This is a genomic window from Melghirimyces algeriensis (genome assembly GCF_900182565.1).
GTDB classification, from domain to species: Bacteria; Bacillota; Bacilli; order Thermoactinomycetales; family DSM-45169; genus Melghirimyces; species Melghirimyces algeriensis.
In genome coordinates this window covers 14,727-34,281 of the sequence record NZ_FXTI01000011.1, presented here as the reverse complement: position 1 = coordinate 34,281, position 19,555 = coordinate 14,727, and the positions used below count along the sequence as shown (strand labels likewise).

Below are 19,555 nucleotides of genomic sequence, written 5' to 3'. Positions count from 1 at the left end.
AGTTACCTTCAGTATACTTCATGGTACGAAATTGAAAACAGCGTTATTGTTATTACGAACAGCTATTTTCTGAGACTATGAGGCTTTAAATCTGTCCAGTGTGAGTAAATATATTCGATGCACGATTCCCTTGTATTCTCAGTAAAAACAATGGACCAACCAGGGGGAACATCGATATCAGCTGGCCAAATAGAATACTGACCTTCTTCATTCATCAATACCAGGTAGGTACTTTCTTGATCCTCAAATGGGTTTGTCACTACGCATCTCTCCTTCCGTTCGTCAGCAGGAGCGATTGCTTCTCCTTTAATTGATCTCCAAGTATTTTCCCAATTTCAGCTAGCGGCCCCGGTTGACACATATCTTTATGTCGGCATTCAATGTCATATTGGACAATGTTCCCACGTACATACGGCAACCAAGCTTCAGGTTCAATAGGATCAAACCAATCCGGAATAATGGTGGATCGAAAAAAGAGTAGATCGCCATCAAAACATTTCGGTTTGTATTCCCCAAGAATGCGTACAGAATTGAGATACGTTTCCTTTAAATTGAGGATGGTGGACTCGTCTAAACTGGCCAAAGCACTTCCATCCCGACGCAGAATGTCCATCGTATTGTCCATGTTCAACGGTCTTCCATCCATGTTTTCTGGGTCATAACCTCCTAACGCCAATAATGCTATAAGCGCTTCCTGTTCATTCGGTACGTCCTTGATCGGTAAAAAGTGATTGGGGTATGCATCAAGCATAACAACAAGAGCGATTTCTTCCCCTTGGCTTTGCAGTTGTGAGGCCATCGCATGAACCACATTTCCCCCCAGTGACCATCCAAGCAGATTGTAAGGTCCATTTGGCTGGATCGTCTTCATTTGTTGAATATAATCTGCCGCCATTTCATCAAGCGTTTTGGGCAAATCCTCTTTTTGCGCAATCCCTCTGGCCTGTAATCCGTAAATCGGATAGTCCGTTCCGATTGAAGTCATTAATCCGGCATAACACCAGCTAAGCCCACCAGCGGGATGAACACAAAATACAGGAGACTTGTCACCAGATGCCCGAAGCGGTAATAAGACGTCCAAAGCACTTTGGCTCCCCCCCATCTCCAGCCTTTCAGCGAGTCCGGAAACCGTAGGGGATTCAAACAGGTCACCGATACTTAACTCCACTCCAAGCGCTTCACGAATGCGACTCATTAAACGCACAGCTAACAGGGAATGGCCTCCAAGTTCAAAAAAACTGTCATAAACCCCTACTTGAGACACCTTTAGAATGTCTGAAAAAAGATCACACAATATCTCTTCCTGTGGAGTCCTTGGTCCCTGATCTGTAACCGTAATGGGAAGCTCAGGAGTAGGGAGGGCCTTGCGATCCAGCTTCCCGTTAGCGGTTAAAGGGATTTCGTCTACCAACATGATAGCGGATGGTACCATATAATTTGGCAGAAACGCCGCTGCATATTTTCTTAACTCAACTGCTTCTAAAGAAATGCCATTTGCTGATACGACATAGGCAACGAGACGTTTATCACCAGGCTGATCTTCACGGTCCACGACTGCTATCTGTTCGATAGAAGGATGTTTCGCCATCACAGCTTCAATTTCCCCAAGCTCAATCCGAAAACCGCGGATTTTCACCTGTTGATCTGCCCGTCCGATATAATCCAATGTTCCGTCTGAACGCCACTTGGCCAAATCTCCAGTCCGATACATTCTTGAACCGGATGGACCAAATGGGTTGGCAACAAATCGCTCTGCGGTTAAATCGGGTCTTTCTAAATAGCCACGCGCCAACCCTTTGCCCGCTACATACATCTCTCCAACCACACCTGGTGGAACGGGCTGTAAATGGGAATCCAAAATATATACATCCAAATCGGGAATACTCTGACCGATTAAGCTATTGGCTCTTTCACGTATGATCTGTTCATTCAGTTCAATATAGCTTACATGAACGGTTGTTTCCGTGATCCCATACATGTTGATCAGTTTTGGCATCGAATCCGGATGACGTTCATACCAGTCTTCCAAACGACGAAGCTCTAATGCTTCTCCACCGTATATGACATATCGCAACGAAAGATGGTTTGATAATTCCATATGTTCTCTATCGGTTTGCATCAGCTGATAAAATGCCGAAGGCGTTTGATTTAGAACCGTTACTTGTTCATTCACAAGCAGGTATAAAAAATCTTCAGGGGAACGGCTAACGGTGTGGGGGACAATGACCAGTTTTCCTCCGTACAGTAAGGGTCCCCAAATCTCCCATACTGAAAAATCAAATGCATAGGAGTGAAACATCGTCCAAACATCGTCAGAAGAAAATTGGAACCAATGGTCTGTCGATTGAAACAGACGAATGACATTTTGATGTGGAATCACGACACCTTTGGGATTGCCTGTTGATCCGGATGTGTAAATGATATAAGCCGCATGATCAGATGACAGCGGACGGATTCGATCGTAATCTGTCGGATTCGTATGGGTATGATTGGCTTCCAATGTTTGGACTGTTCTCTCCTCATCCACAATCAGTAGCTGTGCATGATGGACACAGGGCAATTTGGAAGCCAGCTGTTGATTGGTAATCACATATACCGGTTGAGCATCTTCCAACATATAAAGGATACGTTCTTCTGGATAATCCGGGTCTAATGGTAAATACGTTCCTCCAGCCTTAAGAACCGCCAGTATACCGATGACCATCTCCAGTGAACGGGGGAAAGCCAACGCTACGATTTTTTCTGGTCCAACACCTTTTTCAATCAGTAAGTGTGCCAGCCGATTTGCTCGTTGATTTAACTCATCATAGCTTAAATTCTCCCCTTCAAAGACAACAGCTGTTCGATCCGGTGTCATCTGAACTTGGCTTTCAAATAATTTCGGTAAATGGATCTCCCGTTCCGGACGCGTGTCATCAGCACGACTCCTGATCATGTGTTCGCGCTCTTCCGGTAACAGCATATCCACGTGTCCAATGGCAAGATCAGGATTTTGCACCACTTCCGTTAGCAACTGCCTGAATCGCATGGCAAACGATTCGACTGTCGCATATTTAAATAAATCGGCACTGTATTCAAAAAAACCGTTCAGTCCATCAGGTGAACCGTCACGCTGACGTTTTTCGCGAAGCTCTAAGGTTAAGTCAAATTTAGCGGAGCCTACACTGCGAATTTCAAGATGACTTTCCAGGCCTTTGAGATCCACCACCGGATCAGGTGTATTCTGAAATACAAACATTACCTGGAATAAGGGGTGCTTTGTTCGGGATCGATGTGGGTTGAGAACTTCCACCAACCTCTCAAATGGAAGATCCTGATGTTCATAAGCAGATAAATTGACATCTCTGACTCTCTCAAGCAGTTCTCTGAAGCTTGGATTTCCTGAAGTATTCGTTCGCAGAACGAGTGTATTGATAAATAGTCCGACAAGATCCTCTAAAGAATCATCACTTCTACCTGCGATGGGACTGCCGATCGGAATGTCCGTTCCTGCTCCCAGCCGAGTCAGAAGAGCTGCAAATCCCGCTTGAAGCACCATAAATAAACTCACTTTATTCTTGCGAGCCAATTCAAGGAGTTGTTGATGAAGTGTCGGGTCCATTTCAAACTTGACAACCCCTCCCTCATAACTGGATTCACGAGGTCGAGGGTAATCCGCAGGCAATGGCAACTCGTCCGGTAAGTTGGATAAGTTCTCTTTCCAATATTCAAGTTGCTTCGCCATTAAACTCGTCGGATCTTGCTCTTTTCCTAGCAATTGTTGCTGCCAAAGCGCATAATCCGCATATTGTACAGGCAAAGGTGAGTAGCGTATCTGTTCATTTTGACAGCGAGCATGATATGCAGAAGCCAAATCCCGCGTTAACGGTGTTAAAGACCAACCATCGATGATTATATGATGCATCAGCAGTAATAACACATGTTCATTTGAATGAAGCTTGAACAGATAGAACCGAATGGCAGGTTCCTCAGACAAATTGAAACGGTAGCGTACAGCAGCATTCAGCTCACCCGATAATTCCTGTTCACTCGTCTTGATGACCTGCAATTCGGGTCGTACTTGATAAGGAGGTAAAATGAACTGGCAGGAAGTACCCTGTTGATCCGGGAAAATGGTTCGGAGTGATTCATGTCGATCGATTACATCATATAGGGCTTGCTGCAATGCTTCGTAGTGAAGTTCTCCTGACAGTCGTACAACCACAGGAATATTATATGTGGGGCTTGGTCCTTCCAAGCAGTGAAGAAACCAAAGCCTTCGCTGGGCAAAGGAAAGTGGGACCACCTCAGGACGTTCCACTGATTTGACCATCGGTTTTGCAGTGTCCGTTTTTGCTAACTGTTTCATCAGACTTGCAACGGTAGGGGCTTGAAACAGTGTACCAATCGTCAGGTTCATTCCGAATACATCGCGAATTTGACTCATGAGACGTGCAGCAAGTAATGAGTGCCCCCCTAATTCAAAAAAATGATCGTCAATTCCAACATGGGATACCCCTAGTACTTCCGCAAACAATTCACATAAGATTTCTTCCTGAGGTGTTCGAGCTTTCCTGACATGATCGGATAATGGCGTATGGGGATCTGGCAATGCTTTACGGTCAACCTTTCCGTTCGGTGTCAAAGGTAAATGATCGATCACCATGAAAACAGACGGTACCATGTAATCCGGCAAGCTCTCATGCAAAAATTGACGCAATGTTCCTATCTCAACCTTCTCTTTTGTATATGGGACAATGTAAGCGATTAAACGTTTGTCTCCGGCTTGGTCTTCCCGAACAACGACTGCCACCTGTTCAACACGTTCATCCTTCATAATGGCCGTCTCAATTTCACCTAACTCAATCCGGAAGCCACGAATCTTCATTTGCTGATCTGCACGTCCTATATAATTGAGAGAACCGTTGTCATCCCATCGTACAAGATCTCCTGTTCGATACATACGGCTGCCTGCTGCACCGTAAGGGTTCGCAACAAACCGTTCTGCCGTTAAGTCTGGGCGTTTCAAATATCCCCTGGCAAGCCCTTCACCTGCAATATACAGCTCTCCAACGACTCCTGGAGGAACGGGTTGAAGCCGATTGTCTAACACATATACCTGTGTATTCCAAATCGGGCGACCAATGGGTGGATTTTGAATATCTTCAGGGGAAATGGTTGCTGCCGTTGACCAAATCGTTGTCTCTGTCGGTCCGTAAAGGTTCGTAACCTCGCAATCCAGATGATGCAAGGCGGATGCCAAATGGCCAGGGAGTGCTTCTCCCCCCACGAGTACACGAAGACCCGCCACACAATCCGGGTGATAGGTTACAAGCATATGCCATAATGTTGGCGTTGCCTGCATCACTGTAATCTCATTTTTGGAAATCTGCGTTGCCAAAGCCCGTGGATCTTGAACCGTTTCCTTCTTCCCAATGACAACGCTGGCTCCGCTGATTAATGGCAGGTAAATTTCCAATGCTGAAATATCAAACGCAATGGTGGTTACAGCCAGTAACCGATCTTGTCTCTGTAATGTGAATCTCTCCTGCATCGCAAACAGAAAATGATTCAAGCTATTCAATGACACAACGACACCTTTTGGTTTCCCCGTAGATCCGGATGTATAAATGACATAAGCGGGATGAAGAGGTGACTGCCGCTTACATACATTGGTATCCGAACACCTCTGAAGTTCCTTTTCTGTTGTGGACTTATCCACAACAACCAGCGGAGCGGAAGTTCCATTCACCAGTTTTGACACCATGGACGAATGCGTAAGGATACAAGCTGGATTCGTATCTTCAAGCATGAAATGAATGCGTTCCTTTGGATATTCCATGTCCAGCGGAAGATATGCCGCTCCCGTTTTAAGAACGGCCAACATGCTAATCACCATTTCCGGTAAACGTGGAAGAGCCATCGCTACATATTGTTCGGGTCCGATTTGATGCTTTTCAAGCAGTAAATGGGCCAAACGGTTCGCTCGTCTGTTTAACTCCGAATACGTCAGCACCTCATTCTCAAATACGATTGCTGGATCATCCGGCATCATAGCTGCCGTTTTTTCAAATTGTTCTAAAAAATTTTTGTTTAATGGTGTTTGTGTCGTTTCATTCCATGCTTTTATCACTTGATGGCGCTCTTCCGGAAGAAGGAGATTGATATTTCCAATGGGCAGCGCCGGATTCATGTCGGTCAATGTTTTCAGTAATGCCAGGAACCGCTGTTGATGGCTTGACAGTTCATCGTTACGATAAATCGCCGGATTGGCATCAAAATCAATGGTTAATCCATCTTCATTGGCTCTGATATTAATAGATAAATCATCAATCGGCCCTGCCGCAAGATTGTGCATCTTCCCTGGATGCCCTGCAAAGCTGAGGTTGTATTCAAATGGCATCATGTTCAACTGTGGGCCAAATAATCTCTGATCTTCCCCCAAAAGCTTTAAATCCCGGCGCAACTGCTCATGACGGTATTTTTGATGCTGTCTGACTTCACTTACTTCCTGTCTGATGTAAGTCAACAGCTCCGAAACACTCATCTCTGAATGGAGGTATAGACGGAGAGGTACGATATTCATGACCATTGCAGGTACATTGATCAGCGAAGAACCGAGGCGATTCATCATCGGTAACCCAAGCACAACATTCGGTGAATTTGTCATTCGGTAAAGGTAAAGGGCTGTTGTGGCAATAAATGCTTCATGCCAGCTTGTCTTAAGCTTTTCTGTTCCCTGTTTCAGACGCTTTATCTCCGAAGCCGGCAGATAAGCTGTTTGTCGAATGAACGTATTGGACGTCCTGCCAACGCGATCGGAAAAACTGACGATTTCCGGCTTGTCTTCAAAACGCTTCAGCCAAAATTTCCGATCACGCTTAAACTGTTCCGATTCTTGATAGGTTTCATCCTCTTTCACCATTGAGGTGATCGATGCGAAGTGTCCACTTGGAACGAAATGGTTTGCAAGCTCTGTATACACTTTTGCTACTTTCTGAACAATCAGTGAAACACCAAAGCCATCGATCGCAATATGGTGGATGCGCTGATACCAGAAAAAACGATTCGCAGATACTTTAAACAAGGCTTCGGTAAAGAGTTCGCCACAGCGTAAACGGACAGGTTTAGACAAATCTTCCTTCATCCAATGGATCGCCGCTTCTTCCGGATCATCTTCTGTACTGACATCTATCACATGAAACGTAAAATCAACAGATGGTTGGATGATTTGATACGGTCCATTCCCATCTTCCTCAAAACGAGCGTGCAAAGCTTCTGCTTCCGACAAAACGTCTCTAACGGCTTTCTCAAAGAGTGCCGGATCAATCGGTCCGTCAATCTCAATATATTCTCCCGTATTATAGATAGGATTATCGGGATCCAGCTGCTGAGCAAACCAGATCCCCGATTGTGCTACAGATAAAGGCAAGCGCCACGCTGGACGATTCAACATAGCGTGTCCCTCCTTTAACCCAGATCTCGACTGGCGATCTTTTCTGATTGGGCAGACAACAAGCTCCACCATTCCGAAAGAGTCGGTCGTTCCGCCAAATCAACAAAGGTAACCTCGGCTCCGCTGCTTCTCCACTTTTCCACTAAACTCATGATGCGAATGGAATCCAACCCTCTATGGATCAAGTCTTCATCAACGGAGAGATGAACAGGATCTTCCTGAAGAAGCTCAGCCACTTGTTTTTGAACCTCCTGTAAACTCATCGGCAATGCGTGATAGCCGTCCGATAGGCTCTTTTTCCATTCATCAATCAGTTGCTCAGTCGACATGGTGACAGCACAACGATCAGCAGCATATTGGATCGCCATCTGATGATGTTCAAAAGAAAAGTCAGCTACTGCATCTGCTATAAAGAACGGTTGTATATCTTGCATAAAGGCTTCACTTGCTGTTAACAAGCATCCAATGTGTGCATAGACTCCACAAATGATGAGCTGGTCTCGCCCCTGTTCCTTTACAAGTTCCAGAAGATTCGTTTTTTTGAAGGCACTGTATCGCCATTTTGTCAGTACAATATCATTTGAATCCGGTGAAAGATCCGTATGAATACTCTGTTCATCCGAATGGTTTGGAATTCCGTCTCCCCAAAAATCCTGGAGTAAACCACGCTGTTCCGGTGTTTGTCCGCCGGGTTGGGCCGAGTAAACGACAGGAATTTGAAGTGCGTGACACTTTCTTTTTATCCTTTTAATATGTTGAACCAGCTCTACTAACGGAGACTCCTTTTGCATAAAAGCATGGAGAAAATAGTTTTGCATATCATGGATGAGCAATACTGAACGGTTCGGTTCCGGTGTCCATGAAACTCTGTTTTCAGGCAAGTCTGAGCTCCCAGGCATTTGATAGGATGCAATTGCCGGTATAGGCATCTAATCACGACCTTTCTTTTCTTCTTATTTGTTTGCAACCATTTGTCGCAATGATCGCTTATTCACCTTTCCTACAGCTGTTTTTGGGAAAGAATCTATAAACTCTACCCGATCAGGGATTTTAAATGCTGCCAGCCCTCGCTCTCTTAAAAATGCTTTCACCTCAGCAATGTTCAATGAATCATCCTGTGCAATGACAAAGGCACAAGAGCGTTCACCCAGAAATTCATCCGGCATGGAAACGATTGCTGCATCCCGAACCAAAGGATGGGCGAGAAGATGATTCTCCACTTCCGCTGCAGCGATCTTTTCACCACCTCGATTGATTTGATCCTTTGCACGTCCCTCGACAATCAAATATCCCTCAGGAGTCATCCTGACTAAATCCCCTGTTCGATAAAAACCATCTGACGTAAAGGCTTTTCTATTATACTCTTTCGCTTTATAATATCCCCGGATGGTATAGGGACCTCTTGTCAGTAATTCTCCCACTTCGCCCAACGCCACTTCTCGGTCTTCCTCATCTACAATGCGAATCTCATCATAGGGTGACATCGGCCTCCCCTGTGTATGAATCAAAATCTCTTCCGGATCATCCAGTCTTGTATAGTTCACCAATCCTTCAGCCATTCCATACACTTGCTGTAATGTACAACCAATCACTGGCTTGACTCTTCTCGCTGCCTCTGAACCAAATTTCCCTCCGCCAACCTGTAACACTTCGAGGCTGGATAAATCGCATTGACGGGATGACACCGCTTCTAACCACACTAATGCAATTGGTGGTACAAGCGCTGTAATCGTTACCTGTTCCCGTTCAATCAATGGAAATGCTTCATCCGGACTGGAATCACCGGAAAGAACCACTCTTCCTCCCGCATAAAGCGTACCCAGAACGCCCGGAGAGCTAAGTGGATAATTATGAGCAATCGGGAGAACGGCAAGATACACACTGCTCTCATGAAGGTTACAAACCTCTGCACTCAATCGAAGGCTGTATATGTAATCATCATGTGTTCGTGGAATGAATTTAGGGAGTCCCGTGCTTCCACCTGAAAGCTGAAAGAATACAATCTCGCTTGAATCAATGTTGGGTAAATCGATTGGGTCTTGATACAATTGATCGAGCGCTTGAAATTTACCTCCATCACCGATCACGACGATATGCTGTAAAGTGGGTACGGTCTCGATTACTTTCTTTGCCAGGGAGCGAAAGTCAAATCCTGCGTCACGGTCCGCAATGATATAGGCTTTCGCTTCACTGAATTCACAAAAATAACGGATCTCACTGTAACGATGGGAAGGCAAAGCAAAGACAGGCAGCGCCCCCAAACGAAACAGTGCAAAAATCACTTCAAAAAACTCAATTCGATTCGGCAATTGCACAACTACACGATCGTATTGTCTGATCCCCATTTGGTGAAGTCCGGCAGCCAATTGGTCAACGTTCCGGTCCAAATGCTTGTAACTGATCTCTCTTTCCTTACCGGTAACGGCTGTTCGATCACCATATTTTAAAGCCCTTTCTCTCAGCATTTCGCCAAACGTTTCACCTTTCCAGCATCCTTCCTTCCGATACTGGTCTGTAAACGCTTCTGGCCATGAAGTGCAATTTGCAAACATCGTTGATACCTCCAACATTGTTTAACATTTTTCACTGCTTAAGCCCATTGCCAGAAGCATCGTCCGAAACTTAGCCGTGGTTTCGGCCAGTTCTTTCTCTGGGTTTGATCCTTCCACAACACCAGCTCCAGCAAACAGTTTCAGTGAATGACTTTCAGCCTCTGCACATCGAATGGTGACAATCCATTCTCCATCTCCTTTACTGTCACACCAGCCAACCATTCCGCTGAAAAAGCCGCGGTCAAAAGGCTCAATTTCGTGAATCGCTTTTCTTGCCAACTCCGTTGGCGTTCCACAAACAGCCGGTGTCGGATGAAGAGCGAGAGCAAGCTCAAGAGATGTCGTGGAAGGCTGTATCAATTCTCCTTTAATCTCCGAAGATAAATGCCACAATGTTTCAGTATGTAGAAGCGATGGCTCTTTTGGAACCGATAAGGTTTTACAATACGGTTTAAGTGCCTGTGCAACTGCATCCACGACAACCGCATGCTCATGCCGATCTTTCACTGAAGCTAGTAGACCGGATGCACGGCGTTGATCCTCTTTTGGATCTCCACTTCTTGGGGCGGACCCAGCCAAAGGGTTGGCGACCACTTGTAATCCCGATCTTGAAACGAGCAGCTCCGGGCTTGCCCCCAACAACGTTTTTCCACCTGTGGTTTCTGTAGGTTTCTGAAGCGATTTTTGCCCACTTAAATCCACAGCAAATGTGTAACCTTTTGGATTGTGCCTCGCCAACTTACGAAGCAGATGAGGGATGTCCACCTTTTCTTTTGCTGTAAGGTGCAGGGACCGTGACAATACAATTTTCGTCAATTCACCCGCAGCGATTTTATCCAATCCCCGCTCAACCGCATGCTTATAATCTTCTGGTGTCGGAACAGGGTGGATGTCGTATTCCGCACCACTCGGTTCATCGATCTGATTTTTCATTTGACCAAAAGGGAGCGGACCTGCCCATTGACCCTTTAAAGGGACAATCAAGCGAGACGGTTTGGTTAGATCAAACGGAATCGCTCCAACGACCATTGGATGTTGACTTGTTCCGGATCGTTTGGCTTCCTTCAGCAATGATTCTGTATGCTCAATCAGTGCTGTTCGTTCATGTGAAGGATCACTCTGTACACTGGCAAAGACCCCTTCGGCCAACAGCGTTTGGTTGGAGGATGACAGAAAAAACGATGAGCCAGGTTGATAATCATGAAGCAGCTGTTCAGCCGTACTTGCATCAATGATCTTTTGCATTAATGTTACGCCTCCTTTTCATCTAAGCTCCTAATGTTGCCCCACCATCTACACGCAAGTCATGCATCGTGACATGACGTGATTGTTCTGAAACCAGAAAAAGGACAGCATCTGCAATATCGCAAGGCTTGGCTATTTTTTGAAGAGGAATCCCCAGACGATACTCCTCCAACGTACCCGCAATCACTTTATTTGCCCCATCTTCATCAGCCCACATCGCTGTCTGCATTTCAGTATCCGTTGAACCAGGGGATACGATATTACAACGGATATGGTGCGGAGCAAGCTCAAGAGCGAGACATTTGGTGAACATGGTTGAAGCAGCTTTTGAAGCAGCATAAGCCGACATAAACATTCGTGGAACGTCAGCTGCGTTTGAGCTCACTGTAACAATCGCACCCGATTGACGGGGAATCATCAACCGGCTGACAGCCCGTGATACATGAAAAACGCCTGCCGTATTCACGCTGAAGGTCTCTTCCCAATCTTCATTCGTAAAGCTTTCAATTGGACCTGTCCGAAGAATTCCGGCTACATTTACCAAAATGTCAATCGCGCCACAAATCTCTTCAATTCGCTCAATAACATCGTTTACTGCATTGCTGTTACGGACATCAGCATGAAAAGCATGCACATCATAACCCTCTTCCTTTAACTCAAAGACACACTTCATCAATTTTTCTGCATTTTTATCTACCCCTGCCACGCACACACCATGTTCCGCAAGAGACCTCATCACCTCCTTCCCAATTCCTTGTGCTGCTCCTGTCACCAGAGCAACTTTTCCTTCAATGTGTAAATGGCCCAACCAGATCACATCCTTTTTTTGCGAATCCAAATCGCTTATTTATTGAAATTGATAATCATTATCACTAAATTTATTTCTCATCTTACAAAAATTGAACCGCCTCGTCAAGATTATTTTTTGTAGAATCATACTGTTTTCAATTTTATATAATGGCTTCATCCAATGATTGATGAAGCCATATTTACTGATCCACCTGTGAATGCAAGGAAAAGCGTAAAGATTTGTTAATGAGAGGTGGTAGAACAGAGGTGTGACATTCATCCTCAAACTGAATGAATTTTACATTCAACCCTCGATTTTTATAGAAAGAAAGCCGCTCTGACATTTTTTTTGCCAGTTCTCCGATATTGCTTTTATGCTCCTTCTCCAATTCCCCAATTCCTATTAACAGTTTGGCATGAATGGCTTCTCTTTCAAGTCGAGCCATAAAGCTCCTTTCTTTTGCGAGAATGTTCCGCTCATTCCAATGAAGTGAAGGACTTCCTGCAATATATGATTGAAAAGAACGAGGACTTGTAAAGAGGGTATACAATACAAACAATCCACCCAGTGAGTGACCAAAGATCGTCTGTTTATTGGAGTCAACCTTAAGGGTCTGGTGAATCTTCGGCTTCAGTTCTTCTTCTATAAAGGATAAGAACTCACTCGCCCCACCCTGTTTAGGCCAGGGTTTTCCGTCGGGCTTAAAGGGCATTTCTTGATCGGTTTGTGCCATTGTATAGTCGTAAAAACGATGAGGGGAAAAAGGGGCTTCCGTCGGATAACCGATGCCAACGACAATAGCCGGTACAATACCCGTTTTCTCAGGTCTTTTTGATTGAATTCTGATTGCTTCTACAACTGTTCCAAATATGGAATTCCCATCTAGCAGATAGATCACTGGGTAACCGGATGCAGGTGGCTTCTCACTTGGCTTTGACACAAAGATTCGGTATTCTCGATTCATTTTGGAAACCATGTTGTACTGTTCTGTTCCCACAATCGTAAATGGATCGGAATTTGTAACTTCCTTCATGATTAATCCCCCATTCATACCATTATGAAATCCTTAAACCTTGGTTTTATACAATAAATAGATGAAATACGGAACACCAATGAGAGAAATAACGATCCCAACAGGTAGTTCAACCGGAGAAAAGACGGTTTTAGCAATAAAATCGGAAATAATGACAAGAAACATCCCAACGGTACCACTGACAGGAATGACACGGTTATGATGAATGCCAATCAGACGCTTACTGATGTGAGGCGCGATCAGTCCGACAAATCCAATACTTCCGGAAACAGAGACACAAGCGCTGACGATTCCAATACTACAGAGAAGCAGCACATTTTTTTCTTTTTCTGTGGAGACTCCCAGACCTGTGGCAATATCTTCTCCCAGCTGAAGAAGATCAAGAATATATGATTTCCTGATAACAATAGGGACTAAAATGACAAGCCATAAAAACACCGGTACAATATATTTCCAGTTCGCATTCCAAATACTCCCTGTAAACCATACCGTCGCCATTTCGAAATCCTGTGGATTCATCTTTAGCGACAGGTGTAGGGACAACGCCCCAAATCCGGACCCTATGGCGATTCCAACTAAAATCAGGCGTTGAGGGTCCAACCTTCCGTTACTCCATGAAAACAGATAAATAAAAATTGCCGCTCCTAGGCCACCAACCAATCCAAACAATGGCATTGCCAAAATTGACACCCAGCTTGTTCCCGTTATTTGACCTTGAAAGAAAAACATAAAGATGACGATAGCCGCTCCTGCACCTGCATTAATCCCCAAAATCCCAGGATCAGCCAATCCATTTCTGGTGATCCCCTGGAGCACCGCTCCTGCAATCCCCAGGCCGAAACCGACCAATCCCGCAATCACAATACGGGGAAGTCGAAATTCAAATATGACTAAATCATGCGCTGCATTTGGATCGATTCGAAGGAGGGTCCTCACCACGTCCCAGACGGCAATGTCAAATGCACCGTTGGTCAGGCTGACATATATTGCAGCCAAAATCATCAAAAAGCTTGTAATCAACACTGTCCAATACCGTCTTGCAGAGTCACGAGGCATATTTCATCCCCCCTCTTTTTCGAATCAAGTAGAGGAAGAAAGGAACCCCGATCAATGCGGTGACAACCCCAATGGGCGTTTCAAATGGATGATTTAGAAATCGACTCAGGATATCGGACAGCGCTAGAAAGATGGCCCCAATAACACCCGCACAAGAAATAATCAATCGATAATCAAAGCCGACCAAAAACCGGGTGATATGGGGAATGATCAGCCCTACAAATCCGATATTACCGGCCAAAGCGACCGAAATACCGGTCAAAATGACAACACTAATGATCGCAACCACTTTTACAAACACATTTTTTTGCCCCAAACTTACGGAAACCTCATGACCCAATGAAAGAACGGTAATCGACTTGGAAATGAGCAGTGCCAACCCTATTCCAACAAGTGCAAAAGGAATGGCCAATTTTATGAGGTTTGGATCGATTTGATGCAAGCGAGCGTTATACCAAAAACTGATATTCTGTGAAACCTGAAAATAGGAAGCCATGGCGGCTGATATACTGCTCAGAAACGTTCCAATGATGGTTCCAATGATTGCCATTCGAACGGGGGACATTCCATTGGGCAACAGTGACATAAATCCCAAGACAATGCCTACTGCGACTGCCGAGCCAACAAGTGAATATACAATCATATCCAGGGGAGAGGCATTTGGAATAAAAATCATACAGAATGTAATGGCAAAAACGGACCCATCAGAAACTCCCATAATTGAAGGGGATGCAAGATAGTTTCTTGTCATCCCCTGCATAATCGCTCCTGATATGGCAAGAAAGGCTCCAATCAAAAGCGCTCCAATCACCCTTGGCAAACGGGAATACATCACAATTTGGTGATCTACATTTCCCGAATCAAACTGAAAGAACGCATCCAACACCGTGCTCCAACCGATATCTTTGGCTCCATAGAGTATGGAGCCTATCATTGTAAATGCAATGATGATCGGCGAGAGTCCTAAAATAAGGACCGGCAAAGAAATTCTTATTCGCTTGACTTTATTCATTGGACAACCTCTCAACAGCTGCTTCGAGGAAGTGAATCTTACTCCATGCTGTACCCCCTTGTGCATGAGGATCAACCACATTGACGAATACTTTGTCGTTTTTCACCGCATTGATACTCTTCCAGATGGGGTTTTTTTGCAGCTCCTCAAAAACCTTGGGTTGCTCCTTATTCTCATCCGCAGAGAACTGCACAAAGAGGTAGTCCGGGTTTAGCTCACTGAATTTCTCCAGTGAAATCACTTCCTGAGTTTTTGCGGATTTGACCTGTTCCGGTACGGTCAGTCCCAAATCCTTGTATAACGTAGGATTGAAGAACACATCCTCTCGGTAAATCATGATATTTCCGCCCCTGATTCGAACAGTGACAACCGTTTTATCTTTTAATCTCTCACTTAATTGCTTCTTGGCTGCAGCCACATCATCCTCATATTTTTGCAAAATCCGTTCGGCTTGATCCTGTTTGCCTGTCAATTCCGCCAGCACACGCAAATTTGCTTTCCAATCCGTCGATATATAAGAAATCGGAATCGTAGGAGCGATTTTAGCCAACTTTTTCTTAACATCCGCCGGGAATTTTGAACTGCCTAAAATAACATCCGGCTTCAGCTTTAATATCGTTTCCAAGTTGGGTTGTTTCTTTTCTCCGATCGGTTCGGTCGAATCTGTAATTTCCGCGAACATGTCGGGAAACTTCCCTCCTACGGTAATTCCACCAATCGGTTCAACACCAAGTACGAGTGCATCTTCCATCGCTTCAACACTTCCGGCAATCACAATCCGTTCGCTATTTTTGGGAACTGTATACTCTTGACCAAGATAATGAATGGTCCTGGTTTCATGTGCAGCCTCTTTCTTTGCACCGCATGCTACCAGTAAAAGCATGAACACAGTAATAAGGGCAATACCCAGACATTTCTTTTTCATAATCGCTGAAAAACTCCTCTCAACGGAAATAACTAATATCGATAATCATTATCAATGATAAAATAGACACTCTCTTCCGTACATGTACAGATTCCAGAATCTATTTGGACGATTTCCAGAAACATTTTAATTGGATCATTGGTTCTGACATGATGACATGTTCAGAAAAGAAGCGAAGATCCGTTTTTCTGATTCTCTGAACAACCTGTAAAAAGTGCGATCGTTTCCTCTAGAACGCGTTTGTGTGAACTGGAAGAATATTCCCTCCATGGATCTGAAGAAATCGTATAAACCTGATGAAAGCGGACTGCGTTCAGGTCATTCCACAACCTTTCCTGTTGAAGCGAAGACCAGCTCTCGATCGTCGCTGATTCCTGACAGATATTCAGCAATAACCGATCGGGATTGCATCGGGCTAGTTCTGAAAGGAAAATCACTCGTTTCCTCGGCTTGCCATCATTTAACGGATAGGCATTCATCTGCAAATCACCAAAAAATACTTCCTTGATTGTGCGAGTGTAGTCAAGGTAAAGCAGACCCCGATATAACCGCAAAGGTAAAAACGTCTCTGCTCCAACATACGTTTTCATTCGATTTCTTGTATGCATAACCTTTCTTTCATAGGTTTTCAACCATTCTTTCGCCTCTTGCCATTCCCCTAAATACTTGGCAATCGAAAGCAGCTGTTCCCGCCAAGAAATCTTTTGGGGATAAAAATAGACGGGAGCAATGTTTGACAGCTGTTCCTTCTCTTCTTTGCTGATTCCATCCCTGCTAATAATAAGATCTGGGGGATTCTTTTCAAGGATCTGAAGATTGGCCTTCCAATCCTTATTGATTTGGAAGGCACTTAAATGAACGGAAATCTCATGACGATGGGTTTGATAATAATAGGAGGTCCATTTGGGATGAATGGGGGCAGCATATGGGCAAATATTTAAGGCATATAAATGACCAATCGTCGGTAGATCATACGCTGCAACCTTTTGCTTCCTCCTTTTACGATAGATTGAAGGAGAAATGCCTACGGTCTGTTTAAACTTACGGCTTAAATAAAACTCATCACTATACCCAACTTGATTGGCAATATCCCGTATCTTTTCTTCCCCCTTTACCAACAGGGATTTTGCTTTATTGATTCTGAGATTTGTCAAATATTCGCTGACACTGATCCCATACTCTTTTTTAAATAGATCTGAGAAATATTTGGCACTGATTTCAGCCTTTGAAGCTAGCATTCCAATCGAGATGTTTTCATGGAAATGGTTTTCCATAAAAACCCTTGTCTCCTCAATCGCCTTCAACGTATCCTTCTCTGAAGATGTCTTTCGATTTTTGGCTATCAAATAGATCAACTGTTCCAATAAAATTCGTTTGTGAAATCGTTCCAAACCCTTCCCGCTCTCTTTGAAATGATAAAGCGACTCCACAGTTTCTAGGATCTCCGGAAATTCTCCTACGGACTGCTTCCCCTTTAACGGAAAAAGATGATGCTCTCTAAACGAAGTCAGTTCCAACCCTTCTCTTCCAACCGTGAAAACCTCGAACCTACAACATATATACTCAAGGCTCTCATCGTGCTTCGTTTCCACACTATACACTTGTGAGGGATGGATGAAACAAACATCTTGAGCATGTAAAAAAAAGCTTGCTTGATCCAGTCTTATTAACCCCTTTCCTTCTTTCACAATAATCAGTTCAAAAGAATTCGCAAGTCTTGGAGGCTGTTCATTTGTTTTCACTCTGTCGATCCCCTTGATTTGACAGAATAAACGACTCCACGCCACTTTATCATCTAGTCGTTTAGATTGATTTTCCTGATTATGCATCAATTTCATCTTGTCTCTCCTTTTATCATTATTTACAAAAAAATTGACTTTAATAACGATAATCATTATCATTATTTTATACTATTTGTAACAAAACGATCATCATCACATAAGTGCTGTTTTATATGAGTGTTCTTGATCATTTTTCGACATCGTTAGGTAATGGACTGTTACTCTGATCAACATGCTTCTTCCGGTTTTCTGACAACGGACTTTTCTTCATGACCTCATATCACTGAATCAATCGATCCTGCCTACTCCTCGATTCTCCCTTTGTTAAAACGAATCCGTGTTTTGTCTCCAAGCCCTTCCAGGACAACGATCTTTCAATTGGAGAAGTAAATAATCATTAAAATGTAATGATATGTTATCATAATTGAAAACGAAATTCATTTTCAATTACACCGCAAAGCACATTGGTAAATATTTTTAGATGGAGAGGTTGGATCAGATTGTGGAATAACAGAAATGTATGGATTCTATTATCTGGTGAATGGATCGCTGGTTTGGGGTTGTGGGTCAGCATTATCGGGAATTTGGAATTTATGCAAGACAAGGTTCCATCTGACTTTCTAAAATCACTGATTATCGCCTCTGGATTGATCGCTGGTATCGCATTTGGGCCCTTGGCTGGTAAACTGACGGATCAATTGAATAAGAAAACAGTGATGCTCGCATCAGGCTTCACGCGAGCAATCAGTGTCATTTTTATGTTTATTGCCATTGAAACGGATTCTGTTTGGTGGATGATTATCTTTCTGATGGTAACACATATTGTAACAGCTTTTTATTTCCCAGCTCTTCAAGCATCTCTTCCTCTCGTAGTCAAAGAAAAAGAATTACTCCAACTAAACGGATTACATATGAATGTCTCTACCCTATCCCGTATTATAGGAACAGCGATCGCCGGAACATTGTTAGTCACTGTCTCCTTGTCAACGATTTATATCGTGTCATTTTTTGCCTATTTAGGTTTGTTCGTCTTCACCGCCTTTCTAAATATAGACGAGACAAAAGCAAAACAACCATTACATAGAAAGAATGACGCCAATTCGGGTTTTAAAGATGTGTTCCCTGTCATGAAAGAGTTGCCGGTTGTCTGCATGACATTGTTTATGACTTTCATACCCATTCTGTTTATCGGTGGTTTTAATTTGATTGTCATGAATATCAGTGAATTGCAAGAAAATCCTGCTATCAAAGGTTGGATTTACACGGTCGAGGGGATTGCTTTTTTGTTGGGGGCTTTTTTGGTAAAGAAAATAAGAGAAAAGCAGTCAGTATATCGCATTTTATTTGGTTCTTCCATTTTAATTGGATGTTCACAGCTCACCCTTTATTTTGCCTATCATCCAATGATCACAATCTTATCGTTCGCTATATTCGGTTTTTCAGTCGGATCTTTCTTTCCTACAGCCGCTACAGTTTTTCAAACAAAGGTACCAAAGGCTTTCCATGGGCGTTTTTTTTCATTCCGCAATATGGCTGACAGATCATTGTTTCAAATCGCATTACTAATGACCGGCCTTCTATTAGATGGTGTTGGACTACAACAGATGACTCTCTTATTCGGTATATTGTCATTATCGTTAACCGCTTCTCTGTTTATCAAATACAGACGCCAATTATATTTTTCTTCCGACAAACCCACTGAAGAAGCCAGTTAGTCTTTGTATAT

12 protein-coding genes are annotated in these 19,555 nt (G+C 43.8%); 1 reads left to right on the top strand and 11 read right to left on the bottom strand.

Annotated elements, in window-relative coordinates:
* Window positions 1–62 precede the first annotated feature (62 nt).
* The 11 genes from FN782_RS14000 to FN782_RS13950 all read right to left on the bottom strand — a co-directional run bounded on the left by FN782_RS14000 (window position 63) and on the right by FN782_RS13950 (window position 17,886).
* On the bottom strand, window positions 63–260 hold the full coding sequence (locus FN782_RS14000; RefSeq protein ID WP_142506426.1) for an MbtH family protein: 198 nt from the start codon (window positions 258–260) through the stop codon (window positions 63–65).
* A complete protein-coding gene (locus FN782_RS13995) occupies window positions 260–7,435 on the bottom strand; it encodes an amino acid adenylation domain-containing protein (RefSeq protein ID WP_142506425.1) in 7,176 nt (2,391 codons plus the stop codon). Before FN782_RS13995 ends, FN782_RS14000 begins: the two co-directional genes overlap by 1 nt.
* Window positions 7,436–7,449: 14 nt before the next feature.
* A complete protein-coding gene (locus FN782_RS13990; protein WP_142506424.1) occupies window positions 7,450–8,364 on the bottom strand; it encodes an isochorismatase family protein in 915 nt (304 codons plus the stop codon).
* Window positions 8,365–8,388: 24 nt separating this feature from the next.
* Entirely contained in the window at window positions 8,389–9,987 is a 1,599-nt protein-coding gene (locus FN782_RS13985) for a (2,3-dihydroxybenzoyl)adenylate synthase (protein ID WP_142506423.1), read from the bottom strand.
* A gap of 21 nt (window positions 9,988–10,008) precedes the next feature.
* On the bottom strand, window positions 10,009–11,232 hold the full coding sequence (gene dhbC, locus FN782_RS13980; RefSeq protein WP_142506422.1) for an isochorismate synthase DhbC: 1,224 nt from the start codon (window positions 11,230–11,232) through the stop codon (window positions 10,009–10,011).
* Window positions 11,233–11,254: 22 nt separating this feature from the next.
* Window positions 11,255–12,040, bottom strand: a complete 786-nt coding sequence (locus tag FN782_RS13975; RefSeq protein WP_142506421.1) for a 2,3-dihydro-2,3-dihydroxybenzoate dehydrogenase — start codon at window positions 12,038–12,040, stop codon at window positions 11,255–11,257.
* A gap of 181 nt (window positions 12,041–12,221) precedes the next feature.
* Entirely contained in the window at window positions 12,222–13,073 is an 852-nt protein-coding gene (locus FN782_RS13970) for an alpha/beta hydrolase (protein WP_142506420.1), read from the bottom strand.
* A 15-nt stretch (window positions 13,074–13,088) separates the two neighbouring features.
* Window positions 13,089–14,111 carry a FecCD family ABC transporter permease gene (locus tag FN782_RS13965; protein WP_142506419.1) on the bottom strand — a complete coding sequence of 341 codons (1,023 nt, stop codon included), beginning with the start codon at window positions 14,109–14,111 and terminating at the stop codon, window positions 13,089–13,091.
* Complete coding sequence (locus FN782_RS13960; protein WP_142506418.1) at window positions 14,101–15,123, bottom strand: FecCD family ABC transporter permease; 1,023 nt, start codon at window positions 15,121–15,123, stop codon at window positions 14,101–14,103. Before FN782_RS13960 ends, FN782_RS13965 begins: the two co-directional genes overlap by 11 nt.
* Window positions 15,116–16,048, bottom strand: coding sequence for an iron-hydroxamate ABC transporter substrate-binding protein (locus FN782_RS13955; protein WP_142506417.1), 933 nt, complete (start codon window positions 16,046–16,048; stop codon window positions 15,116–15,118). Before FN782_RS13955 ends, FN782_RS13960 begins: the two co-directional genes overlap by 8 nt.
* Window positions 16,049–16,209: 161 nt before the next feature.
* Window positions 16,210–17,886: an AraC family transcriptional regulator gene (locus FN782_RS13950; protein ID WP_185956327.1), complete on the bottom strand. Its 1,677-nt coding sequence runs from the start codon at window positions 17,884–17,886 to the stop codon at window positions 16,210–16,212.
* A gap of 443 nt (window positions 17,887–18,329) precedes the next feature.
* Here FN782_RS13950 and FN782_RS13945 point away from each other — a divergent pair, with 443 nt between their 5' ends.
* Window positions 18,330–19,544, top strand: coding sequence for an MFS transporter (locus FN782_RS13945; protein ID WP_185956326.1), 1,215 nt, complete (start codon window positions 18,330–18,332; stop codon window positions 19,542–19,544).
* The last annotated feature ends 11 nt before the right edge of the window (window positions 19,545–19,555 follow it).

What these genes read in the sequence shown, in the direction of transcription:
- FN782_RS13995 (WP_142506425.1), bottom strand. Translation starts at nt 7,435, where the DNA reads ATGTTGAATCGTCCAGCGTGGCGCTTGCCTTTATCTGTAGCACAATCG.
- FN782_RS13990 (WP_142506424.1), bottom strand. Translation starts at nt 8,364, where the DNA reads ATGCCTATACCGGCAATTGCATCCTATCAAATGCCTGGGAGCTCAGAC.
- FN782_RS13985 (WP_142506423.1), bottom strand. Translation starts at nt 9,987, where the DNA reads ATGTTTGCAAATTGCACTTCATGGCCAGAAGCGTTTACAGACCAGTAT.
- dhbC (WP_142506422.1), bottom strand. Translation starts at nt 11,232, where the DNA reads ATGCAAAAGATCATTGATGCAAGTACGGCTGAACAGCTGCTTCATGAT.
- FN782_RS13970 (WP_142506420.1), bottom strand. Translation starts at nt 13,073, where the DNA reads ATGAATGGGGGATTAATCATGAAGGAAGTTACAAATTCCGATCCATTT.
- FN782_RS13965 (WP_142506419.1), bottom strand. Translation starts at nt 14,111, where the DNA reads ATGCCTCGTGACTCTGCAAGACGGTATTGGACAGTGTTGATTACAAGC.
- FN782_RS13960 (WP_142506418.1), bottom strand. Translation starts at nt 15,123, where the DNA reads ATGAATAAAGTCAAGCGAATAAGAATTTCTTTGCCGGTCCTTATTTTA.
- FN782_RS13955 (WP_142506417.1), bottom strand. Translation starts at nt 16,048, where the DNA reads ATGAAAAAGAAATGTCTGGGTATTGCCCTTATTACTGTGTTCATGCTT.
- FN782_RS13950 (WP_185956327.1), bottom strand. Translation starts at nt 17,886, where the DNA reads ATGAAATTGATGCATAATCAGGAAAATCAATCTAAACGACTAGATGAT.